The sequence below is a fragment of the Virgibacillus pantothenticus genome, from assembly GCF_018075365.1.
Classification (GTDB): domain Bacteria; phylum Bacillota; class Bacilli; order Bacillales; family Amphibacillaceae; genus Virgibacillus; species Virgibacillus pantothenticus.
Genome location: NZ_CP073011.1, coordinates 3,659,216 through 3,679,190 on the forward strand (window position 1 = coordinate 3,659,216; position 19,975 = coordinate 3,679,190).

The window sequence follows — 19,975 nt, forward strand, 5'->3', positions numbered from 1 at the left end:
TTTTCAATAGTATTTGACCCAACGGAAAACAACACATCTTCCTATTTTAAAAAGGCATATAAGCTTTTATCATCTGCAATTATTGCCGTTTAGTTTCTTACATAAAGCCATTCGCTCTTAAATATGCTTCATCCAATATTTCTTTTTTTGATGCAAATGTAAGTAGATGTTCTACATGCTTTATAAGCATGTCACATTCTATATTAACAACGTCTCCAACTTCCTTTTCGCCTAATATCGTTATTGAAGCTGTATAAGGGATAAGAGAAATAGTAAAGAAGTTCTGCTTTACTTGAAATACGGTTAAACTAACTCCATCAATAGCAACGGATCCCTTCGTAATGACATACCTCGCCAGACTAGCTGGTATTTCGATATCATAATAAATAGCATTTTGTTCCCGTTGCTTGCGAATAATTTCTCCTATTCCATCTACATGCCCGGAAACAATATGACCACCAAACCTCTCATTAGCAGCCATAGCACGCTCTAAATTCACAGAAGAGCCTGCTCTCAACGAGCGTAAGGAAGTTGCGTTTACCGTTTCTGGCATGACATCCACTGTAAAGCTGTGCTCATCAAATGAGGTTACCGTAAGACAGATGCCGTTTATAGCAATGCTGTCTCCCATTTGGACATCATTTAAAACAGTAGAAGCTTTTACTCTTAATACGATTGCCTGATCAGAAATATGTTTCATCGAAGCTACCTGTCCTTGTTCTTCAATAATTCCAGTAAACAAACGAATCATCCTCTCCTTTATTTATGAACAATATTTTATAGCCTATTGCTTTTGGGAGAAGGTCTGCAAAAAGGGGCACATCATAAACGTAAAAACAAACCGCTGTTAATATCAAGCTGAATAACAGGAAAAAGCCCCTAAACGTAAATTTAGGGGCTTGAAAAGGTTAGAATATCATCCTACATATTTTTGCTTTTGGGAGGTTAGTTGGAATAAAAAGGGTTAAGTGTATAAAAGTCACTGGTTGCATAGCGTTATTGCCTTAATTCTGCAGCTATTTTCAAAAGGCAAGCTTTAGCTACTTCAAACTTTACCACCATAACTATACCCTTTTCTTTAACATAGTCTTTAAAAGAAGGCACGACCATACTACAGATTAAAAATAACCCGTTTTTTGATACCTCAAAAAGAAAATACCATTGCATATAGTCGGTTAGCGCTTTCTTTTACACATTCATCCCAAATAAGTAACTGTTTTTAACATTAGGATTGCTTAAAACACTATTTGACCGTAATGATAAATGAGGTAGTAAAGCAATCCAGCTTCCAAAACAGTTATCCAGATATGCAGTTTCTTTCGTTTTCCTTCTCCCATCCAGACTTTAACTGTCGGTTCTGGATTCGCACCAGATCCACCGTTTGCATAAATATCAAACGGGTCACGGACTTAAAGTGTTGTACCACTTTTTACCGTCGGTCGGGAATTTCACCCTGCCCCGAAGGAATCATATACTATTGTATTGCTGTTAAGTATAAACGAAAATGCAGTCGTTTTGCAAATTTTATATCCAATCCAATATAGTGAGTTTTTATTTTAGTTATCGTTTAATTCATGTGTAATAGTAGTCAAATGATCGGCTGAAGCAGCTACCTCATCTACAGCTCTACTTAATTCAGTAATAATTTCTATAAAGGATATAATTTCTTGTTCAATTACATTGTTTTGGTCTTTCGTTTCATGCATGGCTCCCATTATTTGTGAAAAGTGCTGCTCTATTTCTTGTAATCCTTGGTTACCATTTTTTATCTCTATGCCTACCGTTTGTAAGGAACTAGCAATTTTTTCTACTTGTCCGTTCATATTCCAAATGAGTGAAGATACATTGGTAACGGATTCTTTTGTTTGTTCGGATAACTTCCTAACTTCATCAGCAACTACCGCAAAGCCACGTCCGTATTCTCCAGCTCTGGCTGCCTCGATAGATGCATTTAAGGCAAGTAAATTCGTTTGTTCTGCTACTTCTTTAACTATGTTCACAATCGATTGCATTTGCTTGGAAATATCTATTAAATGATGCACATCGCCTTCTAAGTAATGTACCGAATCATACAATTTAGCCATACTTTTATCTTGTTTATTTAACTGTTTTTTTCCTTTTTTCGCTCTATCATAAGCATCCTCAGAGAGCGATGTGCCATTGTTAGCAATCGAAATTATTTCTTTTGACTGTGATTGCAATTGCTGAAAAGAAGCATTAGTTTCTTCAGAAATCGCTGCCAAGCTTTCTGAGGACTCAGCAACACTATGACTAATTTTTTCTCTTTGTAGGTCAGCTTCACGTTTAATTTTATTCATATGTTCATCATATGCTTCTAACACAAGCTGCTGCTCTAAATTGATTATTTTCGATAATGCCCGTATGGCTAATAGAGACTCCTTTTTCATATGGACGTTTTGTTCGATGATATCCATTATAGATAAAAACAAGTCTTGAAAAGCACTCATATACCATTTCGTCTCAAGACCAATTTTCACATGCATGTTAGCAATATTTATTCGTTTAATGAAATAAGCTTGATCAATCACGCCATCAAACATTTCACATATATGTCGTTCTAATGTTTGTTTTAGCTTTTCAATGGAGCTATGCTGATCAATGATTTTCAGAAGAGATTGTTCCGTTGCTAAATTATCGTAAAATCGATCTACGATATAGTGAATATTGTCTACTACATAAGGTTTTAACTGATGAATCAATGATAAATCGGACAATGTTAAACCAATCATATGAATTTGATTTGCAACGTCACTATCCTCTCCTACATTTAAGCGTACCTGAGACTCGGTTACTACATTTGGTTGAAAAAATGATACCTTGCTATTTTTCTTAAAAATCATGTTGTCTCCCCCTTTGTTCATTTATATCTACAATGACAATTGGTTATATTTTACATTAATTCGCTGCTTTTTTCCTACAAAAGATCTTAGAAAGACTTTATTTGAATACATTATGAAAATAATATTCTCTGAAATAAAACAAACCTTAAAATATTAGGTCAGTGAGCTTTTTCTACCCTTCCCTGATGATTAGTACCATAAAGGAAGACCTATAGGGCTCTAAACAGAATAGGACATTTGACTTATAGGTTGATCTCACACTTCCCCCTCAATTTATAGCACTGACGGCAGAGCTTACTAACATAAATTTCTTCTTCAATATATGTAAATTACTGGATCAAAAACGAGCGCCAATATTAGCTTTGGCTTAACCTGTATCAACCATTCTAGTAATACAATTTTATAAACCTAGTATGTTACATACAAAAATGAGCATACTCCTTCCTTTTTCAATCCTGTACTCGGCTATATCGAGCATGTTCCTCCTTCCTCAAGCAGCCTTCTCCTTATATCGAGCATTTCTCTTACTAACTGAAGCAAAGGTTAAAGCCTATCCATAGAAGAACAAAGGCGCGGGGCGTCCGTTTAGCAACGTAAGCGAATGGAACGAATCAACTAAAGATAAAGTGAACCTTCCATCAGCGGGGTTTTCTTCGTCCCCGCTGATAAGTTAGTTGAACGAATCGGGGATTTAGGTGCTTTTACCTCTCGCTTCGACTTGTTTAGCTTACCGCTTCCATTCCTGAAGTGGGAGTCTACAACGCCTTTTTACGGGATAAAGGAATCATGCCACTAAAACAGGGGTATGCCGACGTCTGGGCGGCAAGCCCGTTTTTAGTCGGCCTTCTTCTTTGTGACGAACCGATGAGGCCTTATCGTAGGGCGCATTTCTAAAGTCGCATCGTTGCTGGGCTCATGCTCCGGACGTGACTAGTCAGTTATTTCGTTATCTACAAGCACCTAATTTTATTGGTTCCTATACAACGAAAAAAGACTGCCCCAAAACTTTTGAGACAGTCTAATATTCATTATTTATCTGACCGCACAGCGGTTTGGGCCAATCTCCATCTCGCGTTGCTTTTCTTCGTCAGGTGTATTTTTACCCATATTAGTTTGGCGAATTTCCTGATATGCATTTGGCTGAGGCGGTAAATTTTCGGTAACCATTTTTCTGAATTCAGCTTCGCTTTCAATATTTAAACCGTGGTTATCGGCAAATAGTTTGCCAAGTTTTTCAGCAACTGTACCATCATCATTCAGTTCTTGAATAATCATATAGTGAGCTGGAAGAACGATCAACTCATCGGACAATTCACGGTAGCGATGATATAACGTTTCCCGAAGATCTCCCACCCAATCTTCCGCAAGTCCAGCTAAATCAGGTCTTCCAATGGAATCAATAAATAAAATATCACCGGTTAGTAAATATTTTTCATCAACAACAAAGGAAGTAGAGCCAATGGTATGCCCTGGGCTGTATAGAGCATAGATGTTTATGGTCGTATGTCCAATTTTTATTTCTTCACCATCTTCTAATGGTTGATAATCAAATACAACTTCTCCGGCATCTTTAGGTGGCAGCCAATACGTAGCTCCAGTTTCTTTTGCGATCGCTCTCCCCCCAGAAATGTGATCTGCATGTAAATGTGTGTCTAATACATGTTTAACCGTTACTCCAAGTTCCTGCGCAAACCCAGTGAAAACCTCTGTCATTCGAGTCGGATCAATAATCGCAGCTTCTTCATTTGATACAACCATATAAGACAGGCAACCTTTTCCTAACCGAACAAATTGGTACAGCTCGCCACCATTGCTTAAATCTCCAACTTTAACCGGCTCCATATATTCGCTCCAAGCTTTCATACCACCTTCTAAATAAGAAACATTTATTCCTTGTTCGGATAACATTTCAGCAACCATGACAGAAGAGCCTTCTTTTGCACAAACAACTAAAATTTCTTTATCCGTTGGCAGTTTATCTAAAATATCTTCTACACCGTCAATAAGATCAAAATAAGGAACGTTTAGATAGGAGAAGTTTTCCCCTTCTATTTTCCAATCTTCAAAGTCACTATTATTACGAACATCCAAAATAAATAGTTCTTCCTTTTGAATAACCTTTCTTGCCAATACTTGAGACTTCATTGCTTTAAAAGACATTTTCATTCCTCCGTTAAACATTATATTTTATCCACAATCAGTAGAACTAGGTGTTTCGATTCATTTAGGTAACGAATAATCCGATCAAATAAATACCCACGCAGGTATTATTTAATGTAAAAAAATACATTGTTTCATATCCTCTTTAGGTACATCGTTGTCCCTAGTAACCCGAGAAAATAATTCCTAACATTTGCCCTGTTATCATAACAGGTATTTTAAACAAGTAAATCCCACCAAATTTTAATTGCTGTAGCCAGAATTAAAAATGCGAGTATGGATTGTAACAGTTTCGTATTCACACGTTTTCCAACTTCTGCTCCAATAGGCGAAGCAATTAAACTTGCAACAATCATTACAATAGCAGGAATGAGCAATACCTGACCTGTGGCTACTTTTCCAATAGTTGACCCAATAGAAGAAATAAACGTAATAGCCAAAGAACTTGCAATGGTTACCCGTGTTGGTATTTTTAAGACAATAATCATAATAGGTACTAGTATAAAGGCTCCTGCAGCACCTACAATCCCAGCTGCAATCCCTACAATAAAGGATAATCCAGCAGCAACGGATTTATTAAACGTCACATCAGTCAAATTTTCTTGATTATCATTTGATTTTGGCATAAACATCATAATTACTGCAATGGTAGCTAAAACGGCATACACAATGTTAATTGCAGATTCTGACAACAAATTCGAACCATAGCCTCCGATTAAACCACCAATCAAAATACTAACTCCCATATATATGATTAAATCTTTGTTTAAATACCCGCCTTTACGATAGGCCCATACCCCTCCGATTGTAGCAAAAAACACTTGCACAGCACTAATACCCGATACTTCATGCGCACTAAAGGCGGCAAATCCAAGCAAAGGAGGAATATATAATAGCATTGGGTATTTTATAATAGAACCCCCGATACCCACCATACCTGAAATAAACGAGCCTACAAAACCAATAATAAAAATAATGATAAAAAATTCTATACTCATACGTTATATCCCTCCTCTGTAACAGCATATACTTCCAAAAAATTCCTGTTTTATTAAACTATGGACACATTTTTTTCTATCGCTTTATTCATACAAACTTAATGAAAAAAGATGCTTGTATAAAGTGAATCTTCCATCAGTGGGATTTTTCATTCATCCCCCACTGACTGTTAGTACCGTACTGGTATGACCTAAAAGACCTCTGAATGAATCGGGCATTTAGGTGCTGTTATCTCCCACTTAGACTTGGTTGCGGTACAAATGATCCAACTCCTGAAGTGGGAGTCTTAAGCACCTTATATATGGGATAAAAATCCAACTCTGCCGATCAAGTCTTACTTAGTTTTCTTGTATAACGTACTTTTTACAGATAGATAACGATATTCTGATTAGCACATCATACTATTCGTATAGTTAGGTTTGTCATTTAATATTTAAAGCGTACTTTTGAATCTGATTCTTAAATTGGTATAACTTTCCCGGGCATGGCCCGGAAAGTTATTATGCCTTCTTAATCCAAAACTTAAATACATCGCCTTCTTCAGCTTCTTTTACTAATTCATGCCCACCAGACTTAGCCCAAGCCGTTAAATCACTTTTCGAACCTTGATCTGTCGTATGCACTTCTAAAATCTCTCCGGAGTTTATTTCTTCAATTGCCTTTTTTGTTCTCACGACCGGCATTGGACATGCCAACCCTTTTGCATCTAATACTTTTACTGCTTCCATGATTATATCCTCCTTTAAATTATCTCAAACCGTATGTCGGTTTCATCTTATTGTAGTTTTATTGTTAATAGGAATTTCTAATATTTTTTTCTGTCCGAGTTTAGTCGGGCTACAATTTGTTATTATCCTATAAAGCGAATCTTCCATCAGTGGGTGTTTTCATTCACCCTCACTCTTAGTACCGTAATGGTATGACCTAAAGCCCCCCTCTAAACGAATCGGGCATTTAGGTGCTGTTATCTCTCACTTAGACTTGTTACAGGTATAGATCAACTCCTGAAGCTGGAGTCTTACGGCACCTTATATACGGGGTAAAATGTAAGCACTTTACTCGTCAACTCTCTTGAAATGTTAGATCCTTACTTTAAATCTGAACGATTTGCTAGTCATGTTTTTCCATCATATTAGCTTAAATATAAGTTTTAGACCTTATGCCTATTAGAATGTTAATGTCATATTTGCATCCTTGGCATATTCAATGAAGGATGCTGCTCCAGCAACTTCAATACCATCGATAAATTGATCTTTTTCCAATTTCAAAACATCCATGGTCATTTGACATGCTAACATTTTCACATCTAGCTCTTGGGCGATAGTTAATAATTCCTCAATGGAAGGAGCATTTGCTTGCGTAAATCCTGTTGCAAAATGTTCTTTTCCTTCAGGCAATGGCAGATTTTTATGTGCTTCTTTATGAATTAAGTTTAAACCTTCAAATGTGAAAAAAATACCTACTTCAGCATCGGATGCAGCAGCTGCAGTTGCCAGATTAAATACTTTATACGCATCAAATAGACCTCCATTTGATGCAATGATCGCTACTTTAGTATTTGCCATTCTTCCATACCTCCTTGATTAATTATCATGATTTAGCGGTCCTTCCCACTTTGTCATTCCGGGAACAACATTGATTACATTTTTAAATCCTTGTTCAGTCAATTTTTGTGCAGCTAAATCACTACGACTACCTGTACGACATATAACGTATAATCCATCTTGTTTATTTAATGCGTCTATTCTTGTTTCCAGTTCACCTAGAGGGATATTGATCGCACCTGGAATATGACCGAAAGCAAATTCCGCCGGCTCACGAACATCAAGTATGGAGACTGCTTCGTCTCCCTCTACTTTTGCACGTAATTCATTTACATCGACCACGTTATCGTGTTTTGTTTCATCTTTTTTCTCTGCTTCACTCGCCACACGGATATAGTGCTTCAGCACATCTCCGTTTTCTACCGTACCAATATACTGATGCCCTGTACTTTCAGACCAAGCTTTTATATCTGCAGTAGATCCCTGATCTGTAGCTTGCACTTCAATCACTTCACCAGCTTTTAAATGACTGATTGCTTTCTTTGTTTTTACAATTGGCATTGGACACGATAGTCCTTTTGCATCCAATACTTCATTTGCTGTAATACTCACCTTTATTCCCCCTTACTTTTCTACTTCAGCATTCCATGCAAGCATGCCACCAGCAACATTTGTGCAATCGATGTGATGTTCAGCTAAAACCTCACACGCCGTTGCACTTCTGCCACCAGAACGACAAATGATATAATAATGTTTTTCTCTATTTAATTCCGTTACACGATTTGCTACTTCTCCTAATGGAATGTGGTGTGCCCCTGGAATTTTTCCTAACGCTACTTCATCATCCTCACGAACATCAATAATATTAATTTGCTTATCTTGTTTATATTTTTCCATTAATTCTTTCGTTGTAATTTCCTTCATTTCTACCCCTCCATAATGTTTTTCGCATTTGCAATAGTTATATACAAATACGTGTATAACCATTAAATAAATAACGTAATATTTGCGTCTTCGGAATCCCCGACATATGCTCCGACGCCACCGTATTCAATATTGTCCAGCAATTCTTCTTTTTGAAGTCCTAATAAATCCATCGTCATCGTACAAGCAAGTAACTTCACATCCTGCTCCTGTGCCATAGAAATTAAATCTGGCAACGGCATAGCATTATGTTTTTTCATTACCTGTTTAATCATTTTGGGACCCATGCCTAGATAATTCATCTTGGATAAGCCCATTTTATCTGCGCCACGTGGCATCATTTTTCCAAACATCTTTTCCATAAATCCTTTTTTCAGAGGAACTTGATTGTCTTTACGTAACGCGTTCAAGCCCCAAAACGTATGAAAAATTGTTACTTCATGATCATAGGCAGCAGCACCATTTGCGATAATATAAGCAGCCATTGCTTTATCGTATTCACCACTAAATAAGATAATGGTTGTTCTCTTTTTTTCAGGCATACTCAAACTCCTCTCTTCGTATACATATAGGTGTACGGGTATAGTGAATTGTAAAAAAATAAGCGATTGTTATCATCACTACTGTTATCATAATTTAACAACAAATCATTTGTCAACTGTAAATCCCAAAAATATTTACTTATAAATGGCGACATTACTTGGAACCAAATCGGCTTTTTTGATGAAGCTGCTCTTCATTAGAGCAGCCACCCTGTTAATTATGAACGTTCTTGCAATGTTCGTTACATTAGAAAAACTTGGCTATTCGGTTATTTCGTTATCCACAAGCACCTCATTTTATAGTTGTCTATCCAATAAAATAATATCCCTTTACAGAAAATCCTTTATTACGTAAAAATCTAGTTGCCATATTTTTTTCTACTTTGCTTGAAGCAACTAGAATAACTGAACAGCCAGGAATATCTTGGTAATGGCGGTTTAAATATGCTAGCGGTAAACACAAGGCTTGATCGAGCTTGTCTTTATAGGACGTATTATAATCTCTTAGGTCCACTAACACGGTATGATCACTATGGGCGATAAGTTTGTCTTTTTCTATACTTCTAACTCCCCGCACCGGGATATATCTTTTATATACAACATATAGAATAAAAGCGACTATCCCAATTAATAGCAACTCCATATTACAGCTCCTTTATAGGTCAGGGGCAGCATATATCTATTATACCCAGGCACCCATGCCACCTTTTACATTAATAATTTTTTCAAAACCTTGCTTTTTTAACATTTTCGCGGCACGCATACTCCGCATGCCACTTTGACAAATAATCACAACTTCTTTTTGTTTGTCTAAATCCCCGGTCCGCTTTGCAAGTTCATGCAAAGGTATATTTTTGAATGGTTTTCGGTGATTCGATTTATATTCTTGTGGCGTCCGAACATCAATAAATTGGACTTGTTTATCTTTCAATTTCTTTTTCACTTCTTGCGATGTCAATTGTGTGATGCCTTTTACCGGCATAAATCTGCTAATGATAAAGATAATTGCTAAAGCAATGATTACCCATTGAATGATTTCCATACGCTTCTCTCCTTCAAAATAGGGCTGGGGGTATTATTTCAGGAACAAAAGACTTAGAATTCGTGTAAACATAAAATATAGAGCTCTTATAAAGACAGTCATTACTATACCAATCTACTTTTCCCTTTGTCAAACACGATGCTTATCTGCTTTTTACAAGCAGATTCACTGCTTCATTAATTAACGGTTCTGCGTCCTCATCATCTGCCTGACGAATACAAGCTTCAAGGTTTTTGCTGACTACGATAGCAGAAGTTCTATCTAAGGCGCTTTTCACTGCTGATAATTGCATCACGACATCTTTACAATCTTTCTCTTCTTCCATCATTTTGATAATCCCTCTGATTTGGCCTTCAATCCGTTTCATACGATTTTTCACTTTTGTATCATATTTCATGGCTACTAACTCCTTTCTTCCATTTAGGTTAAGCCTTTTTCGTTACAATAAATGTAATTCTCTAGATTAGAATTTGGAACAAAATAAAGCGCTTATAACTGAAATCAAAATTTGACATTTCCGTTTAATAAAACGAGATGCAATAGATTGAATAGTTTTCTTCATTATTCCTACTCCATAATATACCCTAGTAGGTATTTTGTCAACAATAGAAAATATACCATTTTTAGTAACAGCTCGTTGCAATAAAGATGAATTCCCGACAAGCTAAGCTACTGAGAAATCTAAGTGACCATATTAACATAGCGTAAATAGTTTGCTAGCTGTTGGAGCTAAATACAATACCATACGTACTATCTAGAATGAGACTTGCGTATTCGCCAATGAACAAAGGCGCAAGCGCCCGTTTAGCAACGTAGCGAATGGAACGAATCAACTGAGATAAAGGAATCACGGTGAGGCGACGAACCGATGATGACTTATCGTAGGGCGCATTTCTAAAGTCGCCTAGTTGCTGGGCTCATGCGCGGGACGTGGCTATTCAGTTATTTCGTTATCTCCAAACACCTAATTTTATACTTTCTTATTCTGCAAGAAGGACCGCAGCATGATCACTACGGCCTTCGCTTTCACTTATATTGTTTTGGTTTAATCCTGCTTTTAATGATGTGAAACAACTTTCGTCCCCTATACTTGAGCAGCAGCAACTTGCTTAGTTGCCTTTTTGTTATCGTTTGCTCGTTCATAAGCTGCCAGTAAAAAATCGACAATATGGACGGCATCCATGACCTGAGACAAGCCTTCTCTTTCAATTCCGAGCTTCATTTGCAGCAAGCAACCTGGGTTTGCAGTTACGATCGTTTTGGCATTGGTATTCATAGCTTGCTCCATTTTATAGTCTAAAATTTGCATCGACATTTTCGATTGGACAATATTATAGATTCCAGCTGAGCCACAACAGCGACTAGCATCGGTCATCTCAACATACTTAACACCGGCAATCGACTCCAATAATTGTCTAGGCTCCATAAACGTTTTTTGCCCATTTTTCAAATGGCAGGAGTCTTGATACGTAACGATTTGCTCTGGCAAAGACAGCGGTTGTTTATGAAAGTCTAATTCTACTAATATCCGCGTAATGTCTTTAATTTTTGCACAAAAACGATCTGCACGTTCATCCCAATCCGGATCATTTTTTAAAAGATGTGCATATTCAACTAGGAAAGCACCACATCCACCAGCATTCGTTATAATATAATCCACTTCCGCTTCTTCAAAAGCTGCAATATTGCGTTTGGCCATTTCTCTAGCCTGGTCCAGTTCACCGCTATGCCCATGTAATGCTCCACAGCATGCTTGCGTTTCCGGCACGACAATTTCACAGCCCGCATATTGCAACAACTTGATCGTTGCATCGTTCGTTTTCATAAACATCGTATCCATTAAGCAACCAGAGAAAAAGGCAACCTTCTTTTTACGGGTTGTATGTAACGGCTGTAAGTGGCGTGGGCGTTCCTTCATTTCAGCGCGTTTGGGAACAGTTGGAAGAACCTTTTCCATTGTCCGCATCGTCTCAGGGAAAAGCTTCATGACTCCCGTAGCTTGCGCAAGCTTTTGTGCGCCAGAACGCTGATAAAAGCTAAGTAATCCAGTAAGACCAATCATTCGGTTTTGCTGTGGAAATATATTTTTCAGGAAGATTCCTTTCATGACTTTTTCAGGCAATGTAGGTTTTTTACTTTGATAAATAGCATCTCTTGCTTGTTCCAGTAATCGACCAAAATTGACACCAGAAGGACAAACTGGTTCGCAAGCTCGGCAACCGAGACACAAGTCAATCGATTCCTTCACTTCTTCACTTGGCTCTATAACACCATCCACTAACCCCTTCATTAAAGCAATTCGTCCACGAGGTGAATGTACCTCATTTCTACCTGTTTCAACATACGTCGGGCAACTCGGAAGACAAAAGCCGCAACGGGTACAGTTCATTAATTCATCGTAATCCATTTTCTCTTGAAAGGCGGTCTGAATGCGTTGTTTTTCTTGCGTATCCATTATTTTTCCACCCCCGTGCTCTGCTTCGTGTGCGGGTCAAACATTTTCCCAGGATTCATAATCGCATTAGGATCTAACGCTTTTTTGATACTACGCATCGCTTCTAACCCATGCTCTCCTGCTTTTAAATGTAAATATGGAAGCTTCATCATCCCAACACCGTGCTCACCTGTAATGGTTCCCCCAAGCTCAACAGCCTTTTCAAAGATTTCTGCAAATGCTTTTTCTACCAGTTCAATTTCTTGCTCATTACGGGCATCAGTTAAGCAAGTCGGATGCAGATTCCCATCACCTGCATGCCCAAATGTACAAATTGTCAATTGGTACTTTTCAGCAATTTCGCCAATTGCCTTTACCATTTTAGCAATTTTCGAGCGTGGAACCGTAGCATCTTCCAAAATCGTCGTTGGCTTCAATCGAGATAAAGCAGATAATGCTGTTCTCCGTGCTGCTGTCAATTGCTCTGCCTCTTCATTTGTTTGCGCAACTTGCACGTCAAATGCCCGATTGTCTCTACATAACGTAGCAATCTTCTCCATATCACGAGCTACCACCTCAGCTGCACCATCCTGTTCGATTAACAGCACAGCCTTTGCTTCCGTTGGTAAGCCGATTTTAGCGTAGTCTTCTACCACTTGCACCGTCGCTTGGTCTAAAAATTCCAAGGTTGCCGGAATAATCCGATTCGCAATAATCGCTGACACACTTTCAGCAGCTGCTTCTAAATCATGATAGAGAGCAAGCATTGTTTGCTTCGTTTCTGGCTGTGGTATTAATTTTAAAATTGCTTCTGTTATTACACCTAATGTCCCCTCTGCCCCAACATACAATCTCGTCAAATCATAACCAGCTACGTCTTTGGCAAGTTTTCCGCCTGTTTGAATAATTTCACCATTTGGTAAGACGATTTCCAGACCAAGTACATAATCTCTTGTTACACCATACTTAAGGCCTCGCAGTCCTCCAGAGTTTTCGCTAATATTGCCACCAATCTGCGATATATGCATCGACCCTGGATCTGGAGGATAGAAAAGACCAACTTGTTGGGCTGCTTCTAAAATATCTTTTGTATATACCCCAGACTGTACAGTTATCGTTAAATTTTCTTCATCAATTTCCAAAATTTTTCGCATATGCTTAAAAATAAGCACAATTCCACCTTCTGAAGGTGTTGTACCTGCACATAGATTGGTTCCTGATCCACGAGGTACAATCGGAATCCGATGTTCATTACACACTTTTACAACCGCCGCAACCTCATGTTTATTCCGCGGGGCCACCATCGCATCAGGCAATGCTTGATACCTGGCAGTTGAATCATACGAATACGCTAACAAGCTAGCATTGTTATCCTCTACATTTTCTTCCCCTACAATGGCGATTAACTTTTCTCTTACATCCCTTTTTAACATACACATTCTCCTACATAGTAATAATTCCATTTTAAGAAAAATTCAAAGAAAAAGATATGTACGAACGAACAAAAATATGACTTTGAAAACGAATTCCTTTGTTCGAAAGTCCAATTATTAGATGATGTTGACTTAATCTAATTTAAAATAACCGGAAATTCATACGCAGAAAGTGAGGTGCAAATTGAAGCGGAAGATGAACAACTGTATTTTCAAGAAGATATCGGCATCTTTGTAATTCCAAAACTTTTTCTTTTTTGAACTGACGAACAAAGGCGCGTCGCGTCTGTTTACAACGTAGCGAATGGAACGAATCAACTAAAGATAAAGTGAACCTTCAATCAAGGGTTTTCTTCATCCCTGCTGATTGTTAGTACCACCAGGGTATGACCTAAAGGCCCTTGAACGATCGGGGATTTAGGTGCTGTTACCTCTCGCTTCGACTTGTTTAGCTTACCGCTTCCATTCCTGAAGTGGAAGTCTACAACGCCTTTTTACGGGATAAAGGAATCATGCCACTAAAACAGGGGTATGCCGACGTCTGGGCGGCAAGCCCGTTTTTAGTCGGCCTTCCTCTTAGCGACGAAACGATGATGATTTATCGTAGGGCACATTTCTAAAGTCGCATCATTGCTGAGCGATGGAGCCGGATATGACTAGTCGGTTATTTCGTTATCCACTAGCACCTCATTTTATCGTTTCCTATACAATAAAAAATTCCCTAAAAACGCTATCTAGCAAAAGTTGTGCTTTAATTCCGGTCGCAATTGTGAACTTCGGCGAATTAGTTATGAACTTCGAGCAACCTCCTTATGAACTTCGGCGATTTTATTGTCAACTCCGGCGGACTCGCTGTGAACTTCGGCTATTTTCCACTTTATACTAAAAGATAAAATCCCGACGTCCGCTAAGCTCTCAGGATTTTGTCAATTCTGTTGTGCATTTGCCTCATCTGTCCCCTGCTTTATGTCAAATTCAGCGTCAAAAATTGCGTCTTATTCATAACAAGACATAATTAGCATAACAGCGAATTATTTTTCACTGTATATTACAGCATACGTATGAAAACGAAATGCGATATACAATAACATAACATCATTGATATTTTTTAAATTTAAATGGGTGATTTCAGCAATTCGATTTAACCGATAATGCAGTGTGTTCTTATGAATATGTAAAGCATTCGCTGTTACTTGTGTTTGCAAATCATGGGAAAACCAGCTTGCTAATGTCTTCATTAGCTCTTGTTCTTTTGAAAGTTCCTTTAATGTACGCTTCATAAATTTTTCCTTCGTCTCCGCACTGATTTCATGCTCCAGCATTTCAAAGCGTAAGTCCATTTCAAATACAATCGGATCGTTCTCGTTAGCATGTTCACTGGATTTTACAGCTTGGGAAAATGAATTAGATAGCTGCTCTGACTCCGTAACATTCCCTACTCCCGCATATAAACGTTCTCCTAGCTCATCATATACAGAGTCCATAAACCTCAAAAGATGATGCTCTAGCCGTGATTCGTTCACAGGCTCTATTAGCATAACAATCCGATCTTGCCCCCACCGAACGAATAAAGCTTCTATGGAATAGTCCCAAGTGGATTTTAACTTTTCGAATCGATGGTAAGATAGACCCGTCTGGAGTTCCTCGCGTTTTAATACAACAACTTGCTTATACGCTTCCATATCAATGTGGAAAAATTTACTTCTTTCCATCAAGCTCGGATAACTGCTTGTATGGTTCAGCCAGTCAAAGACAAAAAATTCTAAATCGCGAGCTTTACTTTCCTGATTCATCCTCATAACCGTATCTTGGATAAAAAGTTCGGTCACTTTTTGCACCAGCCTTGCATAAGGTTCCACAATCATTGGGTCTCCAGTGATCCCTAATACTCCTAAAGGGATTTTATTAATTATAATGGGGAAAACAACACCTTCCCTTACACCATACAATTTTTCTGTAAGCTCTTTTGACATAATCATTTTTTCTTGGTGTTGCATTGCTATCGAAGCACCCTCATGATAATTTCCGATCCGTTTTGCATCTGTACTCGCTACAATAAAGCCTTGCTGATCGGTTACAATCACTTCTTCATTAATGAGCCGATTCATTTCTTGAACTATCGAATTGTATAACTGATCCGTTTGCAGCAAAATATTTTCCAATGCCGTCACCTACTTATTTGTTACTAACTTTATTTTACCATGTTGCAAAATAAGCTGCTTTGGTTTAATTTTCTCGATTAATAATCTGTCAGTTTACAAACGTAATTCCTTGAATGCACGGAGTTATTCTAAATCAATAACAAGCGTTTTCGTATCCTTGTTAAATCGATGCTCCATATTTGCTAGTTCTTCACCCACATAATTATATAAGACTCCCTTATAATCTTCATCCAGCTGCTCGCTGGCGCTATATACAGAGATTTGATATAGTAAATTTTTCTCCAAGGTAAGTGTTAACCCTTGTTCCTCGTATACAGCATAATAATCACCTGATTTAAAATCCACATAAGTTGGAGTTTCCTCCGGCCTCACTCTAATAATATATGTTTCTTCCAAATCTGGGTCATTTATGTTAATGACAGCTTCTATTGTTCCTTTTTCATCGTGATTGGAATTGGGGTTCGAACTGGAATTGGAATTGGAACATCCAAAACTGACGAATAACATAAAAAGAGCGCTAACCGAGAAAAAGGCTAAGTATAACCGTTTTTGCAGTTCTCTTATTTTCCTTCTACCAACTATATCATTCACTGCATCTTCCTCCTTTTTGAATTCTGATAAAGGAAAGTTTTAATTGCAACCTAGACGCTAATTCATTAGACTAGTAAGTAATATTCTTATAATTCCATTTATTACAGCATACATGATGTTTGAGCTAGATTCCATAAGTGTTGTTTCCGATTTTCTCTAGTCATATATAGATATAGAATAGGAGTATGATGATATGAAGCTAAAAAAAGGAAAAAACAACTGTATTACCGATATACGTGGAGTCCAAGTCGGTCATATTTCGTTATATGAAAAATTAGATAACAAAACAACCATCTGCACTGGCGTAACAGCGATCTTGCCACACCATAACAATCTGTTTCGCCATAAAGTTCATGCGGGAAGCGCTGTGTTAAATGGGTTTGGTAAAACAACAGGTCTAATCCAAGTGAATGAACTCGGACTCCTTGAATCACCGATTATGCTTACTAATACATTTAGCGTCGGGGCTGTCTGGCAAGGTGCACTCGATTATATGCTCGGCACAACCGAAGAAATTGGCGATACAACGAGTTCGATTAATATCGTTGTTGGCGAATGTAATGACAGCTATTTAAACACTGCTCGTTACCCTTCCGTTAAACCAGAGCATGCCATAAAAGCTATTGAATTAGCTTGTCCTTCCCCAGTAGTAGAAGGTGCTGTTGGCGCTGGAAAAGGGATGGTTTGCTTTGGGTACAAGGGTGGGATTGGAACAGCTTCACGTATCGTTAAACACGAATCAACAAGCTACCAGATTGGTTGTCTTGTATTAAGTAATTTCGGTAAACGCGAGGATGCGTTATTTGCTGACTGGGGGCCTATCAAACAGGATACCCCAGATGGTTCAATAATGATTATTTTAGCAACAGATGCTCCACTTCAGGAAAGACAATTGCAGCGTCTGTCCAAACGTTGCGCAGCAGGTTTAGGGCGGACTGGAAGCCATTTGGACAACGGGAGCGGAGATATTGCGTTTGCTTTTTCAACAGCAACTACCGTTTCACACACATGGAAGCAGATCACCCATACCATTGATTTTTTGCGAGACGACCATCCGCTTATGAATCAACTTTTTCAAGCAGTCGTCGAAATCGTTGAAGAATCCATTATACGCTCTTTACAAATGGCGGAAACAACGGTAGGACGAATGGGAAGAATTGTAGAAAAAGCACCGTTATAAAGTCAACCTTCAAGCCGTGAGGGGGGGCCCCCCACGACTTATTCGTACAGTAATGATGTAATGGTATGACCTAAAGTTTCGCTTACGAAATAAGGCATTTTAGGTGCTGTTATCTCCTACTTAGACTTGTTGCAGTATGGATTCTCCACTTCTTGAGTTGGAAGTCTTATAGCACCTTATATGTGGGATAAATTTAACCTAGCAAAGTTTAAATGTACCTATCTCAGGGAACACCTCCTCTACAACTATTTTTAGTAAGGAGTGATGAATCGAATGCGTACAAATCTAAACCATTTCATCAACGGGGAATGGGTCGCTTCAACAGGTTCCGAAACCATCCAGGTGATTAACCCAGCAACGGAAGAAGTCATTGGTGAAATTAGCTCTGGCACAAAAGAAGATTTGGATAAAGCAGTATCGGCAGCAAAAACATCATTTCCATCCTTTTCGAAAACCACAAAAGAAGAAAGAATGGAATTGCTCAAATCGATAGCAGCTGAGTATGAAAACAGAAAAGACGAGCTTATCGAAGTAATAACCGAAGAATTAGGCTCGCCTATATCTATGTCAGAAAAAGTCCATTATCACATGGGATATAACCATTTTTCACATGCAGCAGAAGCATTAAAAAACTTTTCCTTTGAAGAGGACCGAGGTGGACACAAAATCCGCAAAGAATCGATTGGTGTTAGTGGATTAATTACACCTTGGAATTTTCCTACCAATCAAACATCGACCAAAATTGCAGGTGCGATTGCAGCAGGTAGCCCAACTGTGTTAAAACCAGCTTCGATGACACCTTTTGCAGCCATGCTGTTAGCTGACATAATGAATACAGCTGGTGTTCCCAAAGGCGTATTTAATTTAGTAAATGGCTCTGGCTCAACTATCGGAACAGGAATTAGCACTCACCCGGATATTGACTTTGTCTCCTTTACAGGATCAGGTAAAGTCGGGGAGCAGATCATGAAAAACGGCGCTGAAACGATTAAAAAAGTTGCACTTGAACTCGGCGGAAAATCACCGCTTGTTGTTTTAGAAGATGCAAACATTGAGAAAGCCGCTAAAACTGCAGCTTGGAATATTATGATGAACACAGGTCAAGTCTGTTCCGCAGCAACCCGTGCTATTATTCCTGCATCAATAAAGAAACCTTTTGAAGAAGCAATAAAACAAGCACTTTCTACTTTTAAATATGGTGATCCAAAGCAGGAAGATGTTCAAACAGGACCACTTATATCTAAGGAGCAATGGGACACTGTACAATCTTATATTGAAAAGGGCGTTCATGAAGGGGCTACCCTACTCGTTGGAGGTACGGGAAAACCAGCGGGACTGAAAACTGGCTATTATGTAAAACCTACCGTGTTTACAGATGTAACAAATGATATGGTAATTGCACAAGAAGAAATTTTTGGACCCGTACTTTCTGTCATCACCTACCATGATTTAGATGAAGCTTTACACATTGCCAATGATACAGTTTATGGTCTGGCAGGCTACGTTGTCGGTAAAGATGAAAATACTCTTTCTTATGTAGCCAACAACATGAAAGCAGGACAAATTACAGTGAACAATGGAAAAACAGATTTCTTTGCTCCATTTGGAGGCTACAAACAATCTGGCATTGGTAGAGAGTGGGGCGACTTTGGGATTGAAGAATATCTTGAAGTGAAAGCAATTATGGGGTTATCCTCCTAAAGTGAATTTTCAAGCAGTGGAGTTTTATCCCCCACTGCTTGAAAATCAACTAATCATGTATTTGGCTTGCAACATCTCCTGCTTACCCTTGTAGGCTTGACAGAGAGGCTCTTACAAGCTAGTTACGGAGGGGTTCTATTGGCTCTACACTTAACCACCTCCTTTTAAGCTAAGGAAAAATGACGAAGCCGCATGATAGTAAATGTTAGCTTTACTATCATGCAGCTTCATTTTTAATACATTTTATAATAATTATTTTTTACTTATGCCCTAACCTCGGATTATTATTTTGCAAGCAATGGAATAGGGCTACAGAACAAACGAATCAACTAAAGATAAAGTGAACCTTCCATCAGCGGGGTTTTCTTCACCCCCGCTGGTGGTTAGTACCACCAGGGTATG

Annotated in this window: 19 protein-coding genes and 1 riboswitch; of the genes, 2 read left to right on the forward strand and 17 right to left on the reverse strand. The window is 38.4% G+C overall.

Annotated elements, in window-relative coordinates; genetic code table 11:
• Positions 1-97 precede the first annotated feature (97 nt).
• The 17 genes from KBP50_RS16975 to KBP50_RS17055 form a co-directional block, all read right to left on the reverse strand.
• Positions 98-742, reverse strand: a complete 645-nt coding sequence (locus KBP50_RS16975) for a riboflavin synthase (protein ID WP_050353450.1) — start codon at positions 740-742, stop codon at positions 98-100.
• Positions 743-996: 254 nt separating this feature from the next.
• Complete coding sequence (locus KBP50_RS16980) at positions 997-1,167, reverse strand: hypothetical protein (protein ID WP_210967598.1); 171 nt, start codon at positions 1,165-1,167, stop codon at positions 997-999.
• A 154-nt stretch (positions 1,168-1,321) separates the two neighbouring features.
• Positions 1,322-1,470: riboswitch (FMN riboswitch) on the reverse strand.
• An 86-nt stretch (positions 1,471-1,556) separates the two neighbouring features.
• Positions 1,557-2,861, reverse strand: coding sequence for a globin-coupled sensor protein (locus KBP50_RS16985; RefSeq protein WP_050351613.1), 1,305 nt, complete (start codon positions 2,859-2,861; stop codon positions 1,557-1,559).
• Between the two features lie 1,032 nt (positions 2,862-3,893).
• Positions 3,894-5,021, reverse strand: a complete 1,128-nt coding sequence (locus tag KBP50_RS16990; protein ID WP_050351614.1) for an MBL fold metallo-hydrolase — start codon at positions 5,019-5,021, stop codon at positions 3,894-3,896.
• 218 nt (positions 5,022-5,239) lie between these two features.
• The gene (locus KBP50_RS16995; RefSeq protein WP_050351615.1) at positions 5,240-6,019 is read right to left on the reverse strand and encodes a sulfite exporter TauE/SafE family protein; all 780 of its coding nucleotides are present in this window, start codon (positions 6,017-6,019) and stop codon (positions 5,240-5,242) included.
• 501 nt (positions 6,020-6,520) lie between these two features.
• A complete protein-coding gene (locus KBP50_RS17000; protein ID WP_050351616.1) occupies positions 6,521-6,748 on the reverse strand; it encodes a sulfurtransferase TusA family protein in 228 nt (75 codons plus the stop codon).
• 438 nt (positions 6,749-7,186) lie between these two features.
• Positions 7,187-7,585: a DsrE/DsrF/DrsH-like family protein gene (locus KBP50_RS17005; protein ID WP_050351617.1), complete on the reverse strand. Its 399-nt coding sequence runs from the start codon at positions 7,583-7,585 to the stop codon at positions 7,187-7,189.
• Between the two features lie 18 nt (positions 7,586-7,603).
• Positions 7,604-8,176 carry a sulfurtransferase TusA family protein gene (locus KBP50_RS17010; protein WP_076362040.1) on the reverse strand — a complete coding sequence of 191 codons (573 nt, stop codon included), beginning with the start codon at positions 8,174-8,176 and terminating at the stop codon, positions 7,604-7,606.
• 12 nt (positions 8,177-8,188) lie between these two features.
• A complete protein-coding gene (locus KBP50_RS17015) occupies positions 8,189-8,488 on the reverse strand; it encodes a rhodanese-like domain-containing protein (protein WP_050351618.1) in 300 nt (99 codons plus the stop codon).
• A 62-nt stretch (positions 8,489-8,550) separates the two neighbouring features.
• Positions 8,551-9,030 (reverse strand): DsrE/DsrF/DrsH-like family protein, encoded by a 480-nt coding sequence (locus KBP50_RS17020; protein WP_050351619.1) that lies wholly within the window; start codon positions 9,028-9,030, stop codon positions 8,551-8,553.
• 307 nt (positions 9,031-9,337) lie between these two features.
• A complete protein-coding gene (locus KBP50_RS17025) occupies positions 9,338-9,673 on the reverse strand; it encodes a rhodanese-like domain-containing protein (protein ID WP_050351620.1) in 336 nt (111 codons plus the stop codon).
• 39 nt (positions 9,674-9,712) lie between these two features.
• Positions 9,713-10,072 (reverse strand): rhodanese-like domain-containing protein, encoded by a 360-nt coding sequence (locus KBP50_RS17030; RefSeq protein ID WP_050351621.1) that lies wholly within the window; start codon positions 10,070-10,072, stop codon positions 9,713-9,715.
• A gap of 142 nt (positions 10,073-10,214) precedes the next feature.
• A complete protein-coding gene (locus tag KBP50_RS17035; RefSeq protein WP_050351622.1) occupies positions 10,215-10,469 on the reverse strand; it encodes a metal-sensitive transcriptional regulator in 255 nt (84 codons plus the stop codon).
• Between the two features lie 687 nt (positions 10,470-11,156).
• The gene (locus KBP50_RS17040) at positions 11,157-12,527 is read right to left on the reverse strand and encodes a (Fe-S)-binding protein (RefSeq protein ID WP_050351623.1); all 1,371 of its coding nucleotides are present in this window, start codon (positions 12,525-12,527) and stop codon (positions 11,157-11,159) included.
• A complete protein-coding gene (gene glcD / locus KBP50_RS17045; protein ID WP_050351624.1) occupies positions 12,527-13,939 on the reverse strand; it encodes a glycolate oxidase subunit GlcD in 1,413 nt (470 codons plus the stop codon). The genes KBP50_RS17040 and glcD overlap by 1 nt, the downstream gene beginning before the upstream one ends.
• A 1,031-nt stretch (positions 13,940-14,970) precedes the next feature.
• Positions 14,971-16,110 carry a CdaR family transcriptional regulator gene (locus tag KBP50_RS17050; RefSeq protein ID WP_139325378.1) on the reverse strand — a complete coding sequence of 380 codons (1,140 nt, stop codon included), beginning with the start codon at positions 16,108-16,110 and terminating at the stop codon, positions 14,971-14,973.
• A gap of 114 nt (positions 16,111-16,224) precedes the next feature.
• On the reverse strand, positions 16,225-16,692 hold the full coding sequence (locus KBP50_RS17055) for a hypothetical protein (RefSeq protein WP_050351626.1): 468 nt from the start codon (positions 16,690-16,692) through the stop codon (positions 16,225-16,227).
• 193 nt (positions 16,693-16,885) lie between these two features.
• Here KBP50_RS17055 and KBP50_RS17060 point away from each other — a divergent pair, with 193 nt between their 5' ends.
• Positions 16,886-17,872: a DmpA family aminopeptidase gene (locus tag KBP50_RS17060; protein WP_050351627.1), complete on the forward strand. Its 987-nt coding sequence runs from the start codon at positions 16,886-16,888 to the stop codon at positions 17,870-17,872.
• Positions 17,873-18,145: 273 nt separating this feature from the next.
• Positions 18,146-19,573, forward strand: a complete 1,428-nt coding sequence (locus KBP50_RS17065; RefSeq protein ID WP_050351628.1) for an aldehyde dehydrogenase family protein — start codon at positions 18,146-18,148, stop codon at positions 19,571-19,573.
• Positions 19,574-19,975 lie beyond the last annotated feature (402 nt).